General features: G+C 39.5%; 8 protein-coding genes. 5 read left to right on the top strand and 3 right to left on the bottom strand.

The window, feature by feature from the left end; genetic code table 11:
• Nucleotides 1–141: 141 nt before the first annotated feature.
• From cvpA to H1X92_RS01870, 3 genes are all read left to right on the top strand, one after another.
• Complete coding sequence (gene cvpA, locus H1X92_RS01880; RefSeq protein WP_180558614.1) at nucleotides 142–645, top strand: colicin V production protein; 504 nt, start codon at nucleotides 142–144, stop codon at nucleotides 643–645.
• A gap of 14 nt (nucleotides 646–659) precedes the next feature.
• On the top strand, nucleotides 660–2,171 hold the full coding sequence (gene purF, locus H1X92_RS01875; RefSeq protein ID WP_180558613.1) for an amidophosphoribosyltransferase: 1,512 nt from the start codon (nucleotides 660–662) through the stop codon (nucleotides 2,169–2,171).
• 91 nt (nucleotides 2,172–2,262) lie between these two features.
• Complete coding sequence (locus H1X92_RS01870) at nucleotides 2,263–2,835, top strand: UbiX family flavin prenyltransferase (protein ID WP_180558644.1); 573 nt, start codon at nucleotides 2,263–2,265, stop codon at nucleotides 2,833–2,835.
• Here H1X92_RS01870 and H1X92_RS01865 read toward each other — a convergent pair.
• A complete protein-coding gene (locus H1X92_RS01865) occupies nucleotides 2,828–3,748 on the bottom strand; it encodes a TIGR01777 family oxidoreductase (RefSeq protein WP_180558612.1) in 921 nt (306 codons plus the stop codon). The genes H1X92_RS01870 and H1X92_RS01865 overlap by 8 nt on opposite strands.
• 869 nt (nucleotides 3,749–4,617) lie before the next feature.
• Between H1X92_RS01865 and yfcD the strand changes: the two genes are divergently transcribed.
• Nucleotides 4,618–5,172 carry an NUDIX hydrolase YfcD gene (gene yfcD, locus H1X92_RS01860; protein ID WP_180558611.1) on the top strand — a complete coding sequence of 185 codons (555 nt, stop codon included), beginning with the start codon at nucleotides 4,618–4,620 and terminating at the stop codon, nucleotides 5,170–5,172.
• A 350-nt stretch (nucleotides 5,173–5,522) separates the two neighbouring features.
• On the top strand, nucleotides 5,523–6,137 hold the full coding sequence (locus H1X92_RS01855; RefSeq protein ID WP_370520613.1) for a hypothetical protein: 615 nt from the start codon (nucleotides 5,523–5,525) through the stop codon (nucleotides 6,135–6,137).
• Nucleotides 6,138–6,381: 244 nt separating this feature from the next.
• Here the strand turns inward: H1X92_RS01855 and H1X92_RS01850 are convergent, their stop codons facing one another.
• Both H1X92_RS01850 and H1X92_RS01845 read right to left on the bottom strand, forming a co-directional pair.
• Complete coding sequence (locus tag H1X92_RS01850) at nucleotides 6,382–10,842, bottom strand: SpvB/TcaC N-terminal domain-containing protein (RefSeq protein WP_180558610.1); 4,461 nt, start codon at nucleotides 10,840–10,842, stop codon at nucleotides 6,382–6,384.
• A 65-nt stretch (nucleotides 10,843–10,907) separates the two neighbouring features.
• A complete protein-coding gene (locus H1X92_RS01845; protein WP_255498972.1) occupies nucleotides 10,908–18,425 on the bottom strand; it encodes a neuraminidase-like domain-containing protein in 7,518 nt (2,505 codons plus the stop codon).
• Nucleotides 18,426–18,837: the final 412 nt, after the last annotated feature.

The raw sequence follows: 18,837 nt of genomic DNA, 5'->3' as shown, positions 1-18,837 counted from the left end.
TAATTATTTACGCGGCGATGATGATTTATCTTTTCGCCGCAACTTTTTGCGGCTTTTCAGCAAAATATCTAACGCAAACGTTTTCGTTTTCTGCTAGAATGCGTTCGACCATGCTGAATGTTTAATTTTTGGATTAAAATTATGGTTTGGATTGATTACGCTATTATTGCCATTATTGGTTTTTCTGCTTTAGTTAGTTTAATTCGTGGTTTTGTACGAGAAGCTTTGTCTCTGATTACCTGGGGTTGTGCTTTTTTTGTTGCTAGCCAATTCTATTCTTATCTGGCGACTTATCTGACTCGTTTTGACGATCCGCTGATCAGAAATGGTATTGCCATTGCGATCTTATTTATCGCAACGTTAATTGTAGGTGCTGTAGTCAATTATGTGATTAGTTCGTTAGTTGAGAGAACTGGATTATCAGGTACAGATCGTGTGTTAGGCGTCTGTTTTGGCGTATTGCGCGGTATATTAATTGTGTCGGCAATTTTGTTTTTTCTAGATACTTTTACACCCCTGCCAAAAAGTGAAGATTGGCAACGTTCTGAATTGATACCCCAATTTAGTCATATTATTAGATGGTTTTTTGATTATTTAAAAAATGCATCAAGTTTTTTACCGGAAAGTATTACTCCGCTTGGCTGATGAGGAAAAAGTAGATGTGCGGTATTGTCGGTATTGCTGGTTTCACACCAGTTAACCAATCAATTTATGATGCGCTAACAGTGCTTCAGCATCGTGGGCAAGATGCTGCAGGTATTGCGACGATTGATGAAAATAAGCAATTTCGTCTACGTAAATCAAATGGCTTAGTAAAAGATGTGTTTGCTGCTCGCCATATGCTACGTTTGCGGGGCAAAATGGGGATTGGCCATGTGCGTTACCCAACCGCCGGTAGCTCCAGCGCTTCCGAAGCACAACCTTTTTATGTTAATTCACCTTTTGGCATTACATTAACCCATAATGGTAATTTGACTAATGCACATGAATTAAGAAAAACGCTATTTGAAACGGCCCGTCGTCATGTAAATACTTCTTCTGATTCAGAAATCCTACTCAATGTCCTGGCTCATGAACTGGATCAATTTGCTCATTTTCCCCTGACAGCAGAAAATATTTTTACTGCTATTGGTGCAATGCATAACAAAGTTCGCGGTGCTTATGCTTGTGTTGCGATGATTATTGGTCATGGTTTAGTGGCGTTTCGTGACCCGTTTGGTATTCGCCCTTTGGTGCTTGGTAAGCGCACATTGGAAGGCGGCCAAAATGAGTATATGGTTGCTTCGGAAAGTGTCGCTTTAGATACCCTTGGTTTTGAATTTTTGCGTGATGTAGCACCAGGGGAAGCAATTTATATTACTGAACAGGGGCAACTTTTTTCCCGTCAATGTGCAGAAAATCCACAGCTAACCCCTTGTCTATTTGAGTTTGTCTATTTAGCCAGACCCGATTCTTTTATTGATAAAATATCGGTTAATAAAGCTCGTTTGCGGATGGGGCAAAAATTGGGTGCCAAAATTGCTCGCCAATGGCAGGATTTGGATATTGATGTTGTGATCCCCATCCCTGAAACTTCTTGTGATAGCGCGCTAGAAATCGCCTATATTTTGGGTAAACCTTATCGCCAAGGATTTGTTAAAAATCGTTATGTGGGGCGCACTTTTATCATGCCGGGGCAGCAAGAGCGACGTAAGTCGGTACGTCGTAAGCTGAATGTTAATCGAGCCGAATTCCGCGATAAAAATGTTTTATTAGTGGATGATTCTATTGTGCGCGGAACCACTTCTGAACAGATTGTTGAGTTAGCGCGCGAAGCAGGAGCTAAAAAGGTCTATTTTGCTTCGGCATCACCAGAAGTTCGTTTCCCCAATGTGTATGGCATTGATATGCCGTCGGCTAATGAGTTGATTGCCCATGGGCGTGAAGTGGATGAAATTCGTCAACTTATTGGTGCCGATGATTTAATTTTCCAGGATCTTTCTGATTTAATTGCCGCTGTTAGAGAGGAAAATCCAGATATTTCCACTTTCGAAAGTTCGGTCTTTAATGGTATTTATGTCACGAAAGATATTGATCAAACTTATCTGGACTATCTGGAAAATCTCCGTAAGGATGATCAATTAAAAGAACATAATGAAATTGAAAATTTAGAAATTTACAATGAAGGCTAATTTGTTGTTATATTTTGAATTTAGACTTCATCGGATATCGTTAAGCCTACAGTAGTGAAGTCTATTTTATCGTTATTATTGAGCAAAAATGATGCAGAGAATAATTATCGGACTCACAGGCGCCAGTGGTGCGATTTATGGTATTCGATTACTTGAAGTTTTACGTTCTGTTGCTGACGTTGAAACCCATTTAATTGTTAGCGCAGCCGCCAAGCAGACGTTAGCATTGGAAACCACTTATAGTCTACGTGATGTTCAAGCAATGGCTGATGTTGTTTATGATAATAGGGATATTGCTGCGGCCATTTCTTCAGGTTCATTTATTACTTCCGGTATGATTATTATGCCGTGCTCAATAAAAACCTTATCTGGTATTGCTAATAGTTACAACGATACCTTAATTGCGCGCGCGGCTGATGTGATTTTGAAAGAGAAGCGTAAATTGATTTTGGGTGTCAGAGAAACACCTTTACATCTAGGCCATTTGAGATTAATGATGAATGTTATAGAGATTGGTGCGATAATTTTTCCACCGATGCCAGCTTTTTATCATCAGCCCCAAACAATACAGGATATTGTCGATCAAACTGTCAATCGTGTATTAGATCAGTATGGTATCACTTTACCCCAAACTTTGTTTACTCGCTGGCAGAATGTTAAGTAATTGTCTCTTCGGATGAAGTTAGTAGTAATGATTCTAGCGCTTCTTTTAGGTCAACATAGTGAAATTTAAATCCAGCTTCTTCAAGCCGCTTTGGAATAGCTTGCTGTCCACCTAACATTAATGCAGCGGATTCTCCCATAATCGATTTAATAACAAATTCTGGCGTTCTAATCAGTGCTGGGCGATTAAGAACTTCAGCCAGGATGGCACTGAACTGATCATTATGAACGGGATAAGGCGATGTAATATTAAACGCGCCAGATAATGTTGGCGTCTCAAGTAGGTAAAAGATAGCATTGATCACGTCATCAAAATGGATCCAGGGAATATATTGTTTGCCTTTGCCTATTGGCCCGCCTAACCCGGCTTTAAATATTGGTAACAACTTCTTCAGTACACCGCCCTCTTTTGCCAGTACGACTCCGGTTCGTAGCAAACAAACACGTGTTTTATCACTTTCGGCTTGTAATGCCAAGGATTCCCATTTTTGGCATAGCTGGTTAGTGAATTCGGCATGAGGTATATCAGATTCAGTAACAACGGTTTGTCCCTGATCACCATAAAAGCCAACCGCTGAGCCAGAAATAAATGTTTTTGCTGGTTTTTTGCTAGCCTTAATCAGTTGGCTTAAGCGTTCGGTCATTTTCCAGCGGCTTTCACACAGAATTATTTTTTGTTCTTTAGTCCAAGGTTTATTTGCAATTGGCTCACCGGCAAGATTAATAATGGCATCAAAGCCATCAAGGTTATCAATTTCATTTAAGTTTGTCAGGCAATCAACATGTCGACCAAATAGGGTGTATACTTTTTGACATGATCGGCTCAAGACGGTGATGGCATGTGAATGCATCACAAGTTTTTGTACCAAACGCGAGCCAATTAAACCTGTACTACCAGTAATAAAAATCCGCATTATCACTCCGTGGTTTTCATTTACGTTATAAGTAACTATAGCATTGATATTTAAAGAAACAGCAGATAATTAGACTGAGGTTATAATCAATAAACTGGCCAGAAAAATGATTGCCAATTTATTATTTTATAAAAACTTAGCCAAAATTGGTTAATTAATAATATTTGTGTGGCTAATATTAATTTTTAGTTAGTTTATTGGTTAATTAAAACTAATACAAATTAAATAGTAAGTTTTCTAATAATAGTTTATTCATATATCTTATGAAACTATTAAATCAATGTTTAAAATCATATTATACAAGTTTATTTATTTTAATTTTTCATGAAAAGAGATTTATATTCATGAATAAACTAATTGTAAAAACAACCTGTTATTTTACAAATTGTTAGTATATAAACAATGAAATTAAAGAGATAGTATCGATATATTCAAACAATATTTTATTAATTATTGTTGATATTGTTTATTATTTATAAAAATAACTCTGATTATAGATAAAAGTAATTAATATTGAAATAGATAATATATTTCAGTCATTTTTTGTCGTTTATTTAGCGGCTAAAAGGAGTCTATTTTTTTTTATATTTTACTAAATTAGCGCTTATTATCATTTTATTACGGTTATAAAATTTATAGATGTGATTTTATGCCTATTTGTTTATTTCATCTATCATCGACGGTAACGGTAAGGGCTTTTGTATCTGCTAATAACAGACTATGATTATTTAGGCTGTAGTTAAAAAATGTAGTGCGGAAAGTGCGCAGATGGCTATTTAAGTTTGAGACTTGGTTTGCATCAAAATGTTACTGAGTTTAGACTCAAGTAAATAGATTGATGACCGCTTAATAATGAGAAAGGTTTTAAGATGGGGCAAGTAATAAGCGAAGTAGTTGATGCAGAATGGATTGATATTGTTGACGATAAAAATAAAGTCATTGCCCAGGCAACACGCCAGCAGATGAGAGCGGAGAATTTACGTCATCGAGCGGCGTATATTATTGTACATGATGGTATGGGCAAAATTTTAGTTCAACGTCGTACTGAGATAAAAGATATTTACCCTGGTTTACTGGACGCCACCGCTGGTGGGGTGGTAAACCAAGGTGAAAGTATGTTGGCTGCTGCACGCCGAGAAGCAGAAGAAGAGTTGGGAATTGCCGACGTACCTTTCGCTGAGCATGGACTTTTTTATTATGAAACCCCTAAATGTCGGGTATGGGGCGGCTTATTTAGTTGTGTTAGTCATGGCCCTTTTGCTTTACAGGAAACGGAAGTGGAATCGGTTTTTTGGTTAACATCAGAAGAAATTCATGCCCGCAGTCATGAATTTACGCCCGACTCGCTAAAAGCCGTGTCACTTTGGTTAGCGCGCAATAACAATGAGTTGCAAAAGACTAAGTTATGCCAGAAGGTTGATTAGCGATTAGTTAGCAACTTTTACATCATGATATAGAACAATAAAAATAAGTTTTAATTAGCAGTAATCTATCAATTTTTATTGACAATATATTGTAATATTATTTGGCAAGAAATTTTTATGTTTTCTTTTCCATATGCTAGTAAATCATGACGCCATAGTCGCTAAAACAGACAAGACACTCAGACACCATATTCTGCTGCCAGGAGGCAAATTTTTTGCAATCGGTTTTTATTGATCATATTCGGATTATATTTTAGTCACGTCAAGGTTATTTTTTGTTCATATTGGTGATAGTATTGCCATACAGATACTATGGTAAACAACAAGGAAGTTGTCCTATGAAAAATAAAATGACTGCTGTAATGATGCTGGCTGCGACAGCAATTAGCAGTACTGTGCAAGCCAGTGATATAAATATGTGGCGTGAACCTGCACCGGTTGTCAAAGAAGGTAAATTTTTCTCCGTTATTCAGGACCGAGGAACTTTGCAAAAGGCGGTTAAAAGTAGCAATAACGAATTTCTTTTTTCAGAAAAAGGTGCTGGCGTTAAGCCGCTGGTACTCATCGGCTCAACTGTGGAGATTTTTGAATATCTGAAAAAAAATGAAACCTGTGGCATCGAAAACCATCTACAGGAAATCCCTGAAATATACATGGGTATCACAAGCTACATACCGCGCAAACGTTTTAGTGGACTTTTCCCGTTGCAGGATTTTTTAGTTCAAACCCTTGAGCAGGTGCTTAAATTTGTACCTGCCGGGACAGTTATTACCGATGCAGCGGGTATTCCTGCGGATCTAAAAGAACTTTACAGCATTACAAATTCGTTAAATAGTAAAGAAAAATCTGATGGTGATATACTCTACGTAAAATTTAGTTATCTTCCAGAAGATGGAATGCAAAAAATTGGTAGTCGTTCGGTTAGTTTTGGTCGTGTATTATATTTGATGCAGAATAAAAATTAACAGTCGGGTCTGTTAAAAGTAATAAAAATGGCGTTTAGGGTTAGGAAAATTAAAAATCTGTTTTATAACTATCCTGACCATGAATGTTATTGCCACGCTACCAATGATAGTAAACCGTCTGCTGGGGAATTCGCGCCCACTGGCGCCAAAGTGCTATCTTATCCATGAATATCGTATTACCAGGTAAGTGATAGCATATTATCTTTTTTATTTTAGATAATATGCTATTGGTTTGAAAAAATGACTAATTTGTTAAATCTGCTGCAGTATCATTTTCATCTTCACTGACAGTCAACCAGGGATAATATTGTTGGCGTCGCTCATAGCCTTTAGCGGTAACCGTTCGTATTTCCCGCCCTAACGGATCGTAATAGTGGGTATCAGCATAGTAGTCATCACGGCCGCTATCATCAATAATATAATGCCAGCTATTGCTAAAAAAAGGTTGATATTGGCGAACAACTAACCCCTTATTATCATATTCTACCCGACCAGTAACTGCCCATCGGGTGCTGGTAGGCGCTTGTTTTGCTGTACCACGTTTATTTTTGGCTAAATTGCCAGCTTTTGTGACGATGTAAGCATCACCCGCGGGAACCCTTAGTGCTGTTTGTAGCGAGCGGCCGGCGCCATCAATAAAGTTAATTTGTTGGCGTTGCTGCTGTTGAACATCAGGATAATAACGATCAGTGGTGACAGTTAAAATATAGGGAGGTTGCCTTTCAGTATCATTTGCAAACTGAGTGTTATCTACCGACGTTTTGTTATTACGTAACCAGCGTTGATAACCAATAACATTAATATTATCTTTTTCATCAATAACTTGCTTATAGTCATAGGAGGAGTTTGCCACTATTGAGACAATCTCTTTTGTTGCCGGTTTCATCCATGCTTCTGGTGCATAAAAGTAAAATTGGGCGACAGGTTGTGGTGATGGCATAGTCAATGCGGCATCAATCGAGTCAGGTGGAATAAAAGGAACAACATCAGGTAACGGAAATCCCGCCGGCTGTCCTTCTTCAGTGCCCCAAATTCGACTGGAAGAGACGCGTCCAAAGGCATCAAAATTGGCATAACTGATATTATCGTTAATATCTATAATCTGATAAGGTGTCAGAAAACGGTAATCATAATCCGCATATGTAAAGTAGCCGGCAGCATCAGTCGTACTTACTATCACACAGTAATAGGTATCCCATTGATAATCGGTTGCGCCGGTTAGTAATGAATGTCGCTGACGATAAGGGTAATAGAATCCCTTTGCGCTATAATATTCACTATAGTTAAGTCGGGTTACCCAAATACTTTTATTTTCTTCCCCCGGACGAGGGAACAAGTATTCAGTTTTGATATAACCGGCATTGGTTAAATATTCTTCAATTTGTGCCTCAGTGAGTACCGGTTCAAATGCCACCAAACTCAGTTGATCAAACTCGGCTTGTTCAGTAAAGGCGACCAAGGCTTGGAGAGTGGGAACCGATATTAGTTTATTTTCCCCGCCAGCAAGGTAGTATATTTTACTTTGTCCGGCATACTCTCGCGGTGTATTTTCACTCAATATACCATCGGGATTTAATAGTGATTCTAGCGAAAATCCTTCAGTTGGCACATCGCTGGCCGGCAAGGTAATCATATCTGTTCGTTGCGCATCAGCAATATTTAACCGCCACTGTTCTTGGGTTTTTAAATTGTGATAGCGGATTTGATTTTCGCTTATGCGTAATAGTTGTTGTTGCGGATCATAACTCTGCTCAAAGGCACCCTCTGGTAACCAGAGCGAAGGCGGTATTGTACTGTTTGGCCGACGAGGATAATTGATGGCAACATTATGAATTAAGGTGCCGTTGTCATCAAAAGCAAGATTAACGTTTTGGCCATAGAGGGGGTCTTCTGCAATACGTTCATAATTGTAATCCCATTGCTCCAAAGACATTGGTGCCATCGCTAGGCCAGTTTTGGCGGTTGTGACAGCCGGAATTAGCCTAACTTGATAACGGTAATAGCTAACGCTATAAGGATTTTCGGCGTCAACGGCATGATCTAAACCATAAAGTTCACTACGTAATAGACTGCCTTTTAATGATCGATAAGCCCAGAATTTTTGCTGTTCATCCGGCGAGATGATCGGAACATCCTGATCTTGCTGGTATTGGGTGAGGCGGGTTTTACCGGCAGGAAACGCCTGTTTATCCCCTTGCCAGTATTCGCTAGTAAAAGACACTTCGTCATTAATATTACCGGTATGAAACCATTGGCGTAAGAGTGACGGCATACTACGTTGGTCGGTGTTACCGGTTGCGTCTTCTGTTGAGTCGACAATATCGACGCGGCCAAATCCACGGAATTCGCGCTCTATACCATCATACATGCCATGAAAATAATTAACACTTTGGCTAAAACAACTCATGGTAATTTCATCAAGCTGATTAATTTTATTGAGTAGTTGGATGGGGAATGGCAGGTGGCTGGCATAGCTTTTATTTTGTTCGATTGCTTGTTGTTTTTCATCTAACCAGAATTGGACTGAACTGCGATAGTAAAAACTGCTATCGGTACCACAATTATTATTTTGCCGATTAAGCAAGTAAGGTTTTTGACTGGCTAAATCATAACGCCAGTGCTGTTGTTGCATATGCGGTTTACTCAAGATCAAACTGGCGACGCCTAAGCCCTGGATATCAGCAATCCACAACTGACAGGTATCATCATAAGCCACACCGTCAGGCAGTGGTATAGTTACCGGTGCGGCGAAGCTATTGCCGGACTGATTCAGGTAAATCAACAGGTGATCGGACATTAAATAGATAATATCGGTTGTGCCGGAGCCATCTAGATCGGCTAAATAGAGTTGTTTTGGATCAAAGCTATCTTGTGGTTGCTGAAAACCATTAAGCTGGATCGGGTCACCAAATAAACCCTGGCCAAGGTTAGGCCAGCAGGTCACTTCGTTATGGCGAATACTGACCAAATGTTGCTGGCCGGAACCTAATAGATCACTAAAGGCGACTAATTGGCGCTCATCTTTGCCCATAATCGGTAATTCGACAGATGGGGCTTGTGGGCAATTGATTGCCGCAGCAAAACTTTCCCGTTGATTAGCATAAAAACGCACGCTTTTCGGGCCAATTAGGCTAATGTCCGCTAAACCAGCGCCAGTAATATCGGCAAATTGGGCTTGGTTATTTTGTAATTCGTTAGGAATAGCTAGCAGTGGGATATAATCACTCCAACTTCTATCTGGATGTTGGGCATAATAACCAGCAATATTGATTTGGCTTACAAACCATTCCAGCCGTCCATCACCATTGATATCCATTAAAGTGCCACCGTGGAGTAGGGTGGGTATATTAGGTAACTGTTGTGGTGGTGAATAAGTGATCTCATCGGTTTGTAGTTGGCCACGTATCGGGTCACGATAGTACCAGGCATAATTATCTTCATACAAAATACCGGCAGTACCTTCACCATACAGATCAACCAGATAATACTGTTGTTGATCTTTCATGCTGTTAAATTCGATTAAGGGCTGCCAATCACTAGCGGGAGGTGGGCCAAATGGTTGATAATCAAATTCAATCGGTGGCAGCAGTAGCGGGTTATTTTCATCGTGGGCCAATTGTCGGCAACGGATTAACTGGCTAACAATGGCTTGTTGATCATAGTGTAACTGTAAACGACGAACCAGTGTTGGAGGTGTGTTTTCATGAGGTAAGCCTTGCAGTTGTCGCAGGTCATGAAACATGAGTATTTGTTGGCATAGACGGCGAGTGCGGATATCAAAACCATATTCATAACGAGAAAAGGGATCTTGCCGCATAGACCAGGCTTGTTGTGGCAGAAATTCAGGCGCTTTATCGGTTTGATTACTCCGCTCGCCATAATCCAATATTAGATAAAATAACCAATCGGTTGGTGGCGGTATTGTGTCGGTTAAGCTATAGAGTGGCGCATAGGGGCGTAGGTTACCGTAACTTACCGTCGTCAAATATCGCTGAGCAGTGGCTAATGGATGTTGTCGCCGTTCTTGCTCAGAAGTTGCTTGGTCATTTTCCGCTTGATATTGATAAAAAATGTGCTCTCCGCTAGGTGTAACTGATTCTTCCAGTAACCATACGGCAATGTGTTGCTCTTCTTTAGGGTCAAAAATTCTGGCATTAGCCGATTTGCCAAAACAGTGGATTTGCCCATCTGGTGAGAAGATCAACCAAAATGGCATTTGACTGGATTGCGCCGCTACTGGTTGCCAGTATTCGACACGTTCGGAGCCAGTGCCAATGCGTGATTGATATTGAGTAATTTGATAGCTTTCAGCTAGTTTTATATTTTGCCAGCTATCTTTTTGATAACGGATAGGTTGGCCGGCTTGATCAACGGCGACAACCAACACTTCATTATCTATGCCAATATAGGTATCGTCTAACTGATAAAGTGGCCGGCCGTGACTGGTTTGGCGACGTATGCTGGGTAAGTCAATATTCCAGCCGATAGCAAAGGCACTGTTACCAGAGCCACTGTTATAATTTAAGTTCAAAGAAGGTGCATAACCGCGACCGCTGGAAATAGGTAAAGGTAGTGTAATATGCACCATACCATCAGAGCCTGGTGTGCCAACGGTTTCGCCCATGCCTTGTAAGCTTCCGCCACCTTTCGGTAACGAAAGAGGCGCAATAGATAATTTATCTTGATTATTTGGATTATCTAACATTTTTAAACTCCCATAAGGCCCTAAGTAGGGCCTAACGAAATTAATTAAACGATAAAAAATAGTGATTAACCGTTATCACGAATGGTGTAGCGAATATGCAAGATGATATCGGTTAGACTATTTAATAAGGCTTTCTGTTTTTCGGTCGCATTCGGGAATTGTAAAATTAATCCTCCTTGATCTTCGATGGGGATCCCCTCAAAAGGCAGGTACTTACTGTCGTTAAAATCCAGTTGGAATTGGCCACTATCATTAGTACCGCGAGAAATAGCGATAGCTTTACAGCCATTACTGAGTTTTATAGCACCTGTGTATTCCAGCACGGCTTGTATATCTTGATAAGGGCCAATTAGCGCAGGTAACGACACACTAATTTGTTTGATACGTCGGACGTTACCCAGGTTAAGATCACTGGGGTAGTCATCCTGTATTTTTAAATCGGCAATTTTGATGGCGGCGGATAAGGTATTTTGATCCAGACTGACTTTATTATCCCCATTCCCGACCGGCCCGCTACTTTCGCCATTAATCAATTTACGAATGGTTTCTCGTAGATCAAATCCATCGGGCATATCCTGATAGAATTCAGCCAAAGAAACGGTACGGTCAACATCGAGTGCTCTGGCTTCCCATTTCAGATAAGCTTCTTCCATGGTAACTAAGTTGAGCATCAAGGCTTCACCACACAGTAAGCCGGCGTAAGTACTTTGCCAGGCGCCAGGTTTTATAAATTGGCTAGATTTTTGTGTTTCCCACTGGAATGAACTTTGGGCGCGTAAACAGCGAGCAATAACCAAATCATAGAATTGGAAATAGATGGCGGATAAGCGACCGCGCAGCCAGTTATACAAGGCTTCATTAGTGAACTTGTTTTTCAATAAATTAAATTGCTCTAAGGTATTGGTTTGCTGGGTTGCCAGGTAGTTATATTGTTGATTAGCTGCGGTAAGGCGTTGTTCTAGCGCCGCTAATTGAGCGGTCAATTGTTGCTCTTCATAGTCAGCAGTTTGATACATTTGTTGCCAATCTTGACGGCGACGACGGTATATCTCTGATTGGGTCGTTTTATCAGCGCTAGTCAAGATACCACTGGCTGCAGTTTCTATACCTAAGGCTATTGCAGTAGGAACAGCACCATATTGCATACCGCCATCGGCTAAACCAAAGATATTGGGTGCTAGATTAGCTAACGCGGCGGCCATATAGATTGGTTTGGTTGTCGTCATTAAAGTATCGGCGGCGATATGTAAATCGATAACTTTTTGTTCACCCGTATTCATATTTTGATCATACAGGGCTTTGTAGTGATCTTTACGCTCTTTGGCCGCGGTGATGGCAATTTGCAGCGCCTTTTTTTCCTCATTTAATTCGTCTTGGGCGGTTTTCTGCATTTCCAGGCTTTGCTTTGATAAGGCTAAACCTTGGGTTTGCAATAGCATTGCCATTTTTTCTGCATCTTGTCGTTCAATAATAGCAAGCAAGGTATTACCGTACTGGGTAAGTTGTGTCACTACCCCTTTGGCACTTTCAAGGGTTGGTGGAAAACGATACAAGCCCAAAGTAATATCGGTTGGTAGTGGAATACCTCCTTGCGCATTGGCAACCGCTGCACTTAATAGATCGGCTGGATTAGCTGGCGTGGCAAACAAGGGTAAGGAGAGTGGTTTACCATCGATAGTGAGATTATGACGTAAGTTGTACAGTTTTTGTATCAACGTGAAGCGTAGCTCTTGCCACTTGGTATTTTTTTCAGGTTTAAATATTGCGTGTTCTTCTAATTGGGCGGCATTTTTTAGCGTCGGATTTTGCCAACTAGTTGGTCTGGAAGGTTCATCTTCACCCATCAGTTCCAGCGCTTGCACATACCACATTTTGGCTTCCGCCAAGGTATCCCGCTCTAACTGACGATAATCTTGATCACCGCGGGCGATGAGTAGCTCTATCATATTCATCAAAGTGGATAACTTATAATGCATCGGATCGGCTTGCGCAATCGCATCGGGATCGGTGATATCCTCAGGCACTTCATTCCAGCTAGTATCTTCCAGCAATGGGCGCGTATTCCAGTACTGATTTTGCTGACCACGATCATAACCTGCCGAGCTAAAAATAAATTTTAACCAGCTGGCTGAATCGGCAAAATTTTGCTCTTGCATCAGGCGTTTCATTACTAGCATTGGTCCGTAATAGAATAGCTCCCAGAAATAGAGCGCATTAGCACCAGCAAAGTCCATTGGTTCAGTTGTATTGTCCATTTTAGCAAAGAAGCTTTCGACGTTATCAATACTTTCTAAGCCGGGAAAGGTACCACCATGATAATTTTTGTCTAATTGCCATTCTTTCTTACCATCTATCTTATGAAATAAAATATCCGGTTGTTTGCCACTTTGATATTCTGCTTCTAAATAGAGATTATCTTTATTACCATGGGCATCGTTATAACGATTTAAGAAACAGGTCACGGTAGTCGGTTGATCACTCAGTTCGCCGGTGTAAATTAGTAATGAATCACCACTTACCCAAATATCAGTCTCTCTAAGTTTAAAGATTTTGTTACTGCCATGAATAATTTCATTATAAGGTTTTAGCGTTAAGGTTACTTGCACACCGGTACGTGGCAGGTTAGGCTCAGGCATATATTGGGTATCAAGGCTTAATAAAGTATCTAGCCCACGATCAGCGCGAGAAGTCAGTTCTTTAGCAAATAGTGTATTTAAGCGGACTTGATAAATACCGCTATGCTTTTCCAGCTTGTTGGATTGATAAATATAACTTAACCCGCCTTCCATATATTGTGCTTTATTACTGGCCGTTTTAAGTAATAGCGGTTGAGTATCATCGGCAGTTTTTCTTTCTAATGGGATAACATGTGTTACTGAACCTAAGTTGCCATTATCTCGATCTCTGACCGTGATAGTTAATTCTATATTTGATGCTGAAGAAGTTATGTTTTCATTTATATCAAAGTTCCATGATTGATTTGCTAATATCATGTTCCAAGTACTATCACCATTAACGATTTCCTTCGGCTGAATCGGAACAACAAGTCCGTTTACAATAGCTCTAGGCGCTAAAATGTATTTATACGGTCGTTGAATAAGCATGGATGGTTCAGCATTACCATCTACAGTAAATACCTGGCCATTGGCTTGAGTATAGATTTCGGCAAGAGTAGAATTATCTGGCGCATCAATAACATCGGTTTGCCAGTTATCAAAGTTCTGTTGTTTATTTGGCAAAACTATACCATTAAAGGTACGCATAATAGAGCTAGCGAAAAAGGAGGTGTTATTCGTATAGGTGACTACGGTGTATTTATTGGCTGCCAATTTTAATATTGCGGTTAGAAAAACGAATTTAGTTGGAAAATTAGGCACATTATAATAATTGACTAAAACCTGACCGTAAGGGGTTGTTTGATATATTTGCTGTAAATGATCCATGAAGAGATCTAAATCATTATCACCAGTATTTAAGTAATGGTTGTCCTGGCCCTTGGCTTCTATACGGATAATTGTTCCAGTTAAACTATATTGATTATTGATTATTTCTTTTGCTAGCAATAATTGGCTTAAGCCCTGTGATAACGGCGCAAGACCATTGGGTATAGCAGGGGCAATAGAATAAAAAGTTGTAATAATATTAGTAGGAACTTGAACTTTATTGTGTTCGATAAATGGTGCGGGCACACCGAGATACCTGGTGGTGTCTAATTCACGTTTAATAACTTGTAGACTGAGGAAATAATTTGTTTGCTCATTGTTGTCATGGATAAGGGAAAAATCTTGGGTAATTTCCCAAGCTTGTCCCTCAGGAATAAATGCTTGGTCATATTTTTCGTGCTTTTGGTACAATATGACTAAAATATCTTTTTTAGTCAGGTCGCTACTAACAAATAAACCCACTTGTTCATGGATGTCAGGGTTGTCTTTATCTAAAAGAAGAAGCAGTCCATCACGGATGTTGAGTGTGGTGTAAGTATATGGCGTGCTCCAATTACCATCGTACAATAGATGTGAATGTTTTAAATCGTAAGTGTATTCGGGAATAGACGGTTCTTTGGCTTTTTTAGCGTTATCCTTTTTCTCAACATTAATTTGCCGCTGTTCTAACCAAAACAGATATAAGCGTGATTTATAGATCATCGGCCGAATAAGATTTCGATACGGTTTGGCTGAGGCGGTAATGGCTTGCCATTCACTCCAGGCATCAGCAGGAAATCCTTGGTTGATAAACATATTATGATTAAGGCTACGCCAAGAATAAGTAGGAGAAGCCTCTTGGCTGGCACCAAGAAGATAGGTAAAACCTGTTTCAACATTCAATTCATCATGATAGCCACTGATTATGGTTAAGTTAGCAACCAATTCAAAATCCGTCAGGTAGTTATGATAAGCTTGTTCAACGATATCGCTGGTTAATTGACTTTGATTAATTGCTTGTAGCAGCTTATTCATCATCTGGGTTTGGCCGATCCGTTGGGTTGGATCAATATAGTTTTCCGGATAGTAATCTAGTTCTCTGATACCAGCCCAGCTACTGTAGCGGCGATTATATTGCTCCCAGTTTTGGAAAAATGGCCGTTGTAGCGCGGAATAATTTACCCCAACTTCATGCTCTGGCTGCTGGATACAGCGGTTAATATAGAGTTGCACACTAGCATTGGCTGCGGCTATCTGGCTGGTGGTGACTTGATAACTGTCTTGGTTATCAATTAGCAAGTAACTATACAATTGATCTCGATTGGTAAGGGCAAGACTGTTATCGGCAACATGCTCCAGATAATAATAAGATTGAGCGCTACTCAGGTTTTCAGCCAGAAGGCCGTCTACGGTTTTGCGTTGTGTCTTGTTAAGAGCATTTAACAAGCTGGTGGCTAAGGAGAATAAAAAGGGATCCAGATCCGGCTGAGTGGGAATAGCAATCTTTAATTCTGTCGCCAGTTGGTCGATAAAACTTTGTGTTGGATAATCTTGCCGTTGGAAATTAACTGGGCTGATGGTGGTAATCGGATCACCGTGATCACATAATACCAACGTAAGCATATCCGTATCTTCAATCTCATGCCAATCAATGTAAGTGGTCAATTCATAATGTGAGCCCGGCTCGTTTTCAACGTCTTTGACATTGCCTAAGTATTGAAACCCTTTTGGTGATAACCAGCCCCAACCCAATTTTCTACTATCAGGATGCTCGGTTTGATAGATAATTTTAAATTGATTGTTACCGAACGGGTAAACTTCTACGTAAAGATAATAAGCATCTATCTTTTGCCGCACTAAATCCCATAGCTCAATATCACCATCATTATCAATAACAGCGGCTTGATAGAAATTACCCTTATGATACTCTTTGGTTATGTTGGCAATACCTACTTTTAATTGATTGAAGGGAAGTTGGGTTTGTAGCTGTAGTGATGAAAGCGATAATGGATAATTATTACTAGGATCATATAAACTGCCAACTACCGTTGCATCAACTGCTAAGATTTCTCCCGCCTGATACCACTGCTGAATAAATAAACAGTGTTGCACATCAGTAATAATGGTGTCGCTGGTGGCAAGAGGATCCACTTGTTGTGCCGCAGCAGTGAATTCATCAAGTGGTGCATTAATGGCTTTGGCCAGCATGCTAACCGTCAGTTGATCTTTAGATAGGGTGGTAATAACGACTGGCGCTTGAGTCATTAATTGCATTGTCCAGTTGTGGAATTGTGTAATAAACTGCAAATTTTCCACCGTTGGATAAACTTTAGTTAAGTTTTTTTTCAAATGGTCAGGTTGATTAACAATCAGTGTCACTTCAGCTAAGGATAGTTTAAAGATATTGGTGATAAGCGCTAATTGCGCAATGCGGTGACAATAACGGATGGCTTCTTGACTAAGGGTAAAAGGCTTATCAATATCGATTTTAGACACTTGCTGCCAAAATTGATTAGTGTCCAGATCTTCCGGATGGATTTTTATATTATCTAGCCAAACCAATAATTGATAAGCGATGTCTGGCGAAGAGAGGGCCAATTGAGAGGCAAAATAGGGAGCCAAAGCCTTTTTGAGCGGGTTATCTAATAAAGTCGTGTCGTGTAAATTACTGTTTAAAGTAATAATTAGATTTTCGATTTCAGGTGATTGATTAGTATCAAAATTGTTAGTTGTTAGGGCAACTAAGCTTGCGACATTAAGATTTTGGTTATTGAGCCATTCAACGGTGGTATGGAGTTTGTTAATAAATGTTTCAATGGGAATCTGATGATGATCTAGTAGGTCATATAAAATTGTTAATTCTGCAATAGTCAGTTGATTAGCAGTAGCGAGCAAATAAAATTCATAAAAAGCCGTGGTGTAAGTTATATTATTTTTACAAAGGCTACTATTATCATTATCGTTAAATATCAGGAACATTTGATATAGTTCTTGATCATTCACTGCAAATGCTTGCTTTAAGTTTGATTTAAAGACGTTTTGCGCGTTAGGGGCTACATCATACTCTTTATCGTCTGGGGCGAATTTTTGGCCATATAAAGGCGGGTTATTAAATAGTTGATCGTATTGACTAAGCTGGCCATTAACCGCAGTTTGACTGATTTTTATACCGACCCAAATGCGCGCTTGCTGCTCTTGCAAGCGGTAGAATTGCTCATACTGTTTGATATGCAAAATATCAACGAGAGTGTTATCAGTAATATTATCGCTATATTCGGTCATTAATTCCGACAGGGTTAATGGGGTCAGTTGTGTGGTTTTATGTAATAAAACGATTTTATGCACTTTTAATAGATGCTGTTTTAATTGTGCTTCCGTATCATCTTTATTGGGTAGTAATAGTTCAAAGAATTCAGGTGGTAAATAGTAATGTTCTGCCAGCGCAATCGCTGTCATCAGGGTTTGTGGCGCAATGGCGCCAAACACTTTTTGATACTCAGCGTTAAGATTATCGGGTGTAATTGCCGTCGTTAGCAATGTGTAAATGGGTGGCGATATTTTCAAATCCGTACATATGATAAATGTTTGATTGGTATTTGCGGGACGATTTTCCGGCTGAATTAATTGGGCGAGTGTGACATTATGGTTTTGCAATACTTGTTGGATGGCGTCGGTGTAATAATAATAGGGGCCATCGGGGTTTAATGTATCTTGAGCTAAGGCATCGAGAATTTTTTGCTTATCGTCATCACCGATTTTTTTACCAATTTGCGCTGCTAGTATTTGATTGGAAAGTGACAAGGTGGATAGTGGTGTATCCATGTTTTCCTGACTTAAAATCAGATCGGCCAAATCAGGGCGACGATTATCGATATTATAGGGTGAATTTGCAGGTTGCAGTGTTTGCGCTTCGCGATAAAGTCTTACCAGATAAGCGGCAGGTGAAAACATCGACGCAATATTACCCTGATTAACAAAATCGGTATCACGATTGGGGATAAAGTTGTTACTAAAAGCCATTGTTTCGTCATACTGGAGTTGTTGCGCTTTAGCGTTGCTAAAATTTGTCTCTAGTTGCGTCGCGACGAGGTGTGTTGATTGTTTAGGAATGGCTTGACGAGTAATTTGTTGCCGGTATTGAGTACTATTTTTGGCCTGGATTTTTTTAGCCTGAGCTAAAAGTAGGTCACAATCATGTAAGCTTAATTGATCATCAGCAACTTGATAAAGTTCTTCTTTAGCGTAATCAGCCAGTTCACTTAATGATTTAGCGTTAATTAACTAATAATATTCTGAATTGCATTTTCATTAATTTGGTGTGACATAAAACCCTCACTTATATTAGATGGCTTTATCGGTGTTTTAAAGAAAAGGAATATGAATTAATAGAATATAAAATCTTTGATGATGATTTATATTCATATTTTTTAATTTATTATTTATTAATAAGAAATGAATAGAAAAAAATCATAACATATTTTTTTTTAAAAGCTAGCGGTTTTTTTATTTGAATTTTTAATAAAATTTTTAATAAAAACATGAAATAATTGAGTTAAGTTTAGTTGAGTAATTA

The organism is Arsenophonus endosymbiont of Apis mellifera (genome assembly GCF_903968575.1).
In the GTDB taxonomy this organism is placed as follows: domain Bacteria; phylum Pseudomonadota; class Gammaproteobacteria; order Enterobacterales; family Enterobacteriaceae; genus Arsenophonus; species Arsenophonus apicola.
The sequence above is the reverse complement of the archived record's forward strand: the minus strand, read 5'-3'. Positions and strand labels throughout refer to the sequence as shown.

Excerpts from the sequence above, each read along its gene's own strand:
- cvpA (WP_180558614.1), top strand. The coding sequence starts at position 142 with ATGGTTTGGATTGATTACGCTATTATTGCCATTATTGGTTTTTCTGCT.
- purF (WP_180558613.1), top strand. The coding sequence starts at position 660 with ATGTGCGGTATTGTCGGTATTGCTGGTTTCACACCAGTTAACCAATCA.
- H1X92_RS01870 (WP_180558644.1), top strand. The coding sequence starts at position 2,263 with ATGCAGAGAATAATTATCGGACTCACAGGCGCCAGTGGTGCGATTTAT.
- H1X92_RS01865 (WP_180558612.1), bottom strand. The coding sequence starts at position 3,748 with ATGCGGATTTTTATTACTGGTAGTACAGGTTTAATTGGCTCGCGTTTG.
- yfcD (WP_180558611.1), top strand. The coding sequence starts at position 4,618 with ATGGGGCAAGTAATAAGCGAAGTAGTTGATGCAGAATGGATTGATATT.
- H1X92_RS01855 (WP_370520613.1), top strand. The coding sequence starts at position 5,523 with ATGACTGCTGTAATGATGCTGGCTGCGACAGCAATTAGCAGTACTGTG.
- H1X92_RS01850 (WP_180558610.1), bottom strand. The coding sequence starts at position 10,842 with ATGTTAGATAATCCAAATAATCAAGATAAATTATCTATTGCGCCTCTT.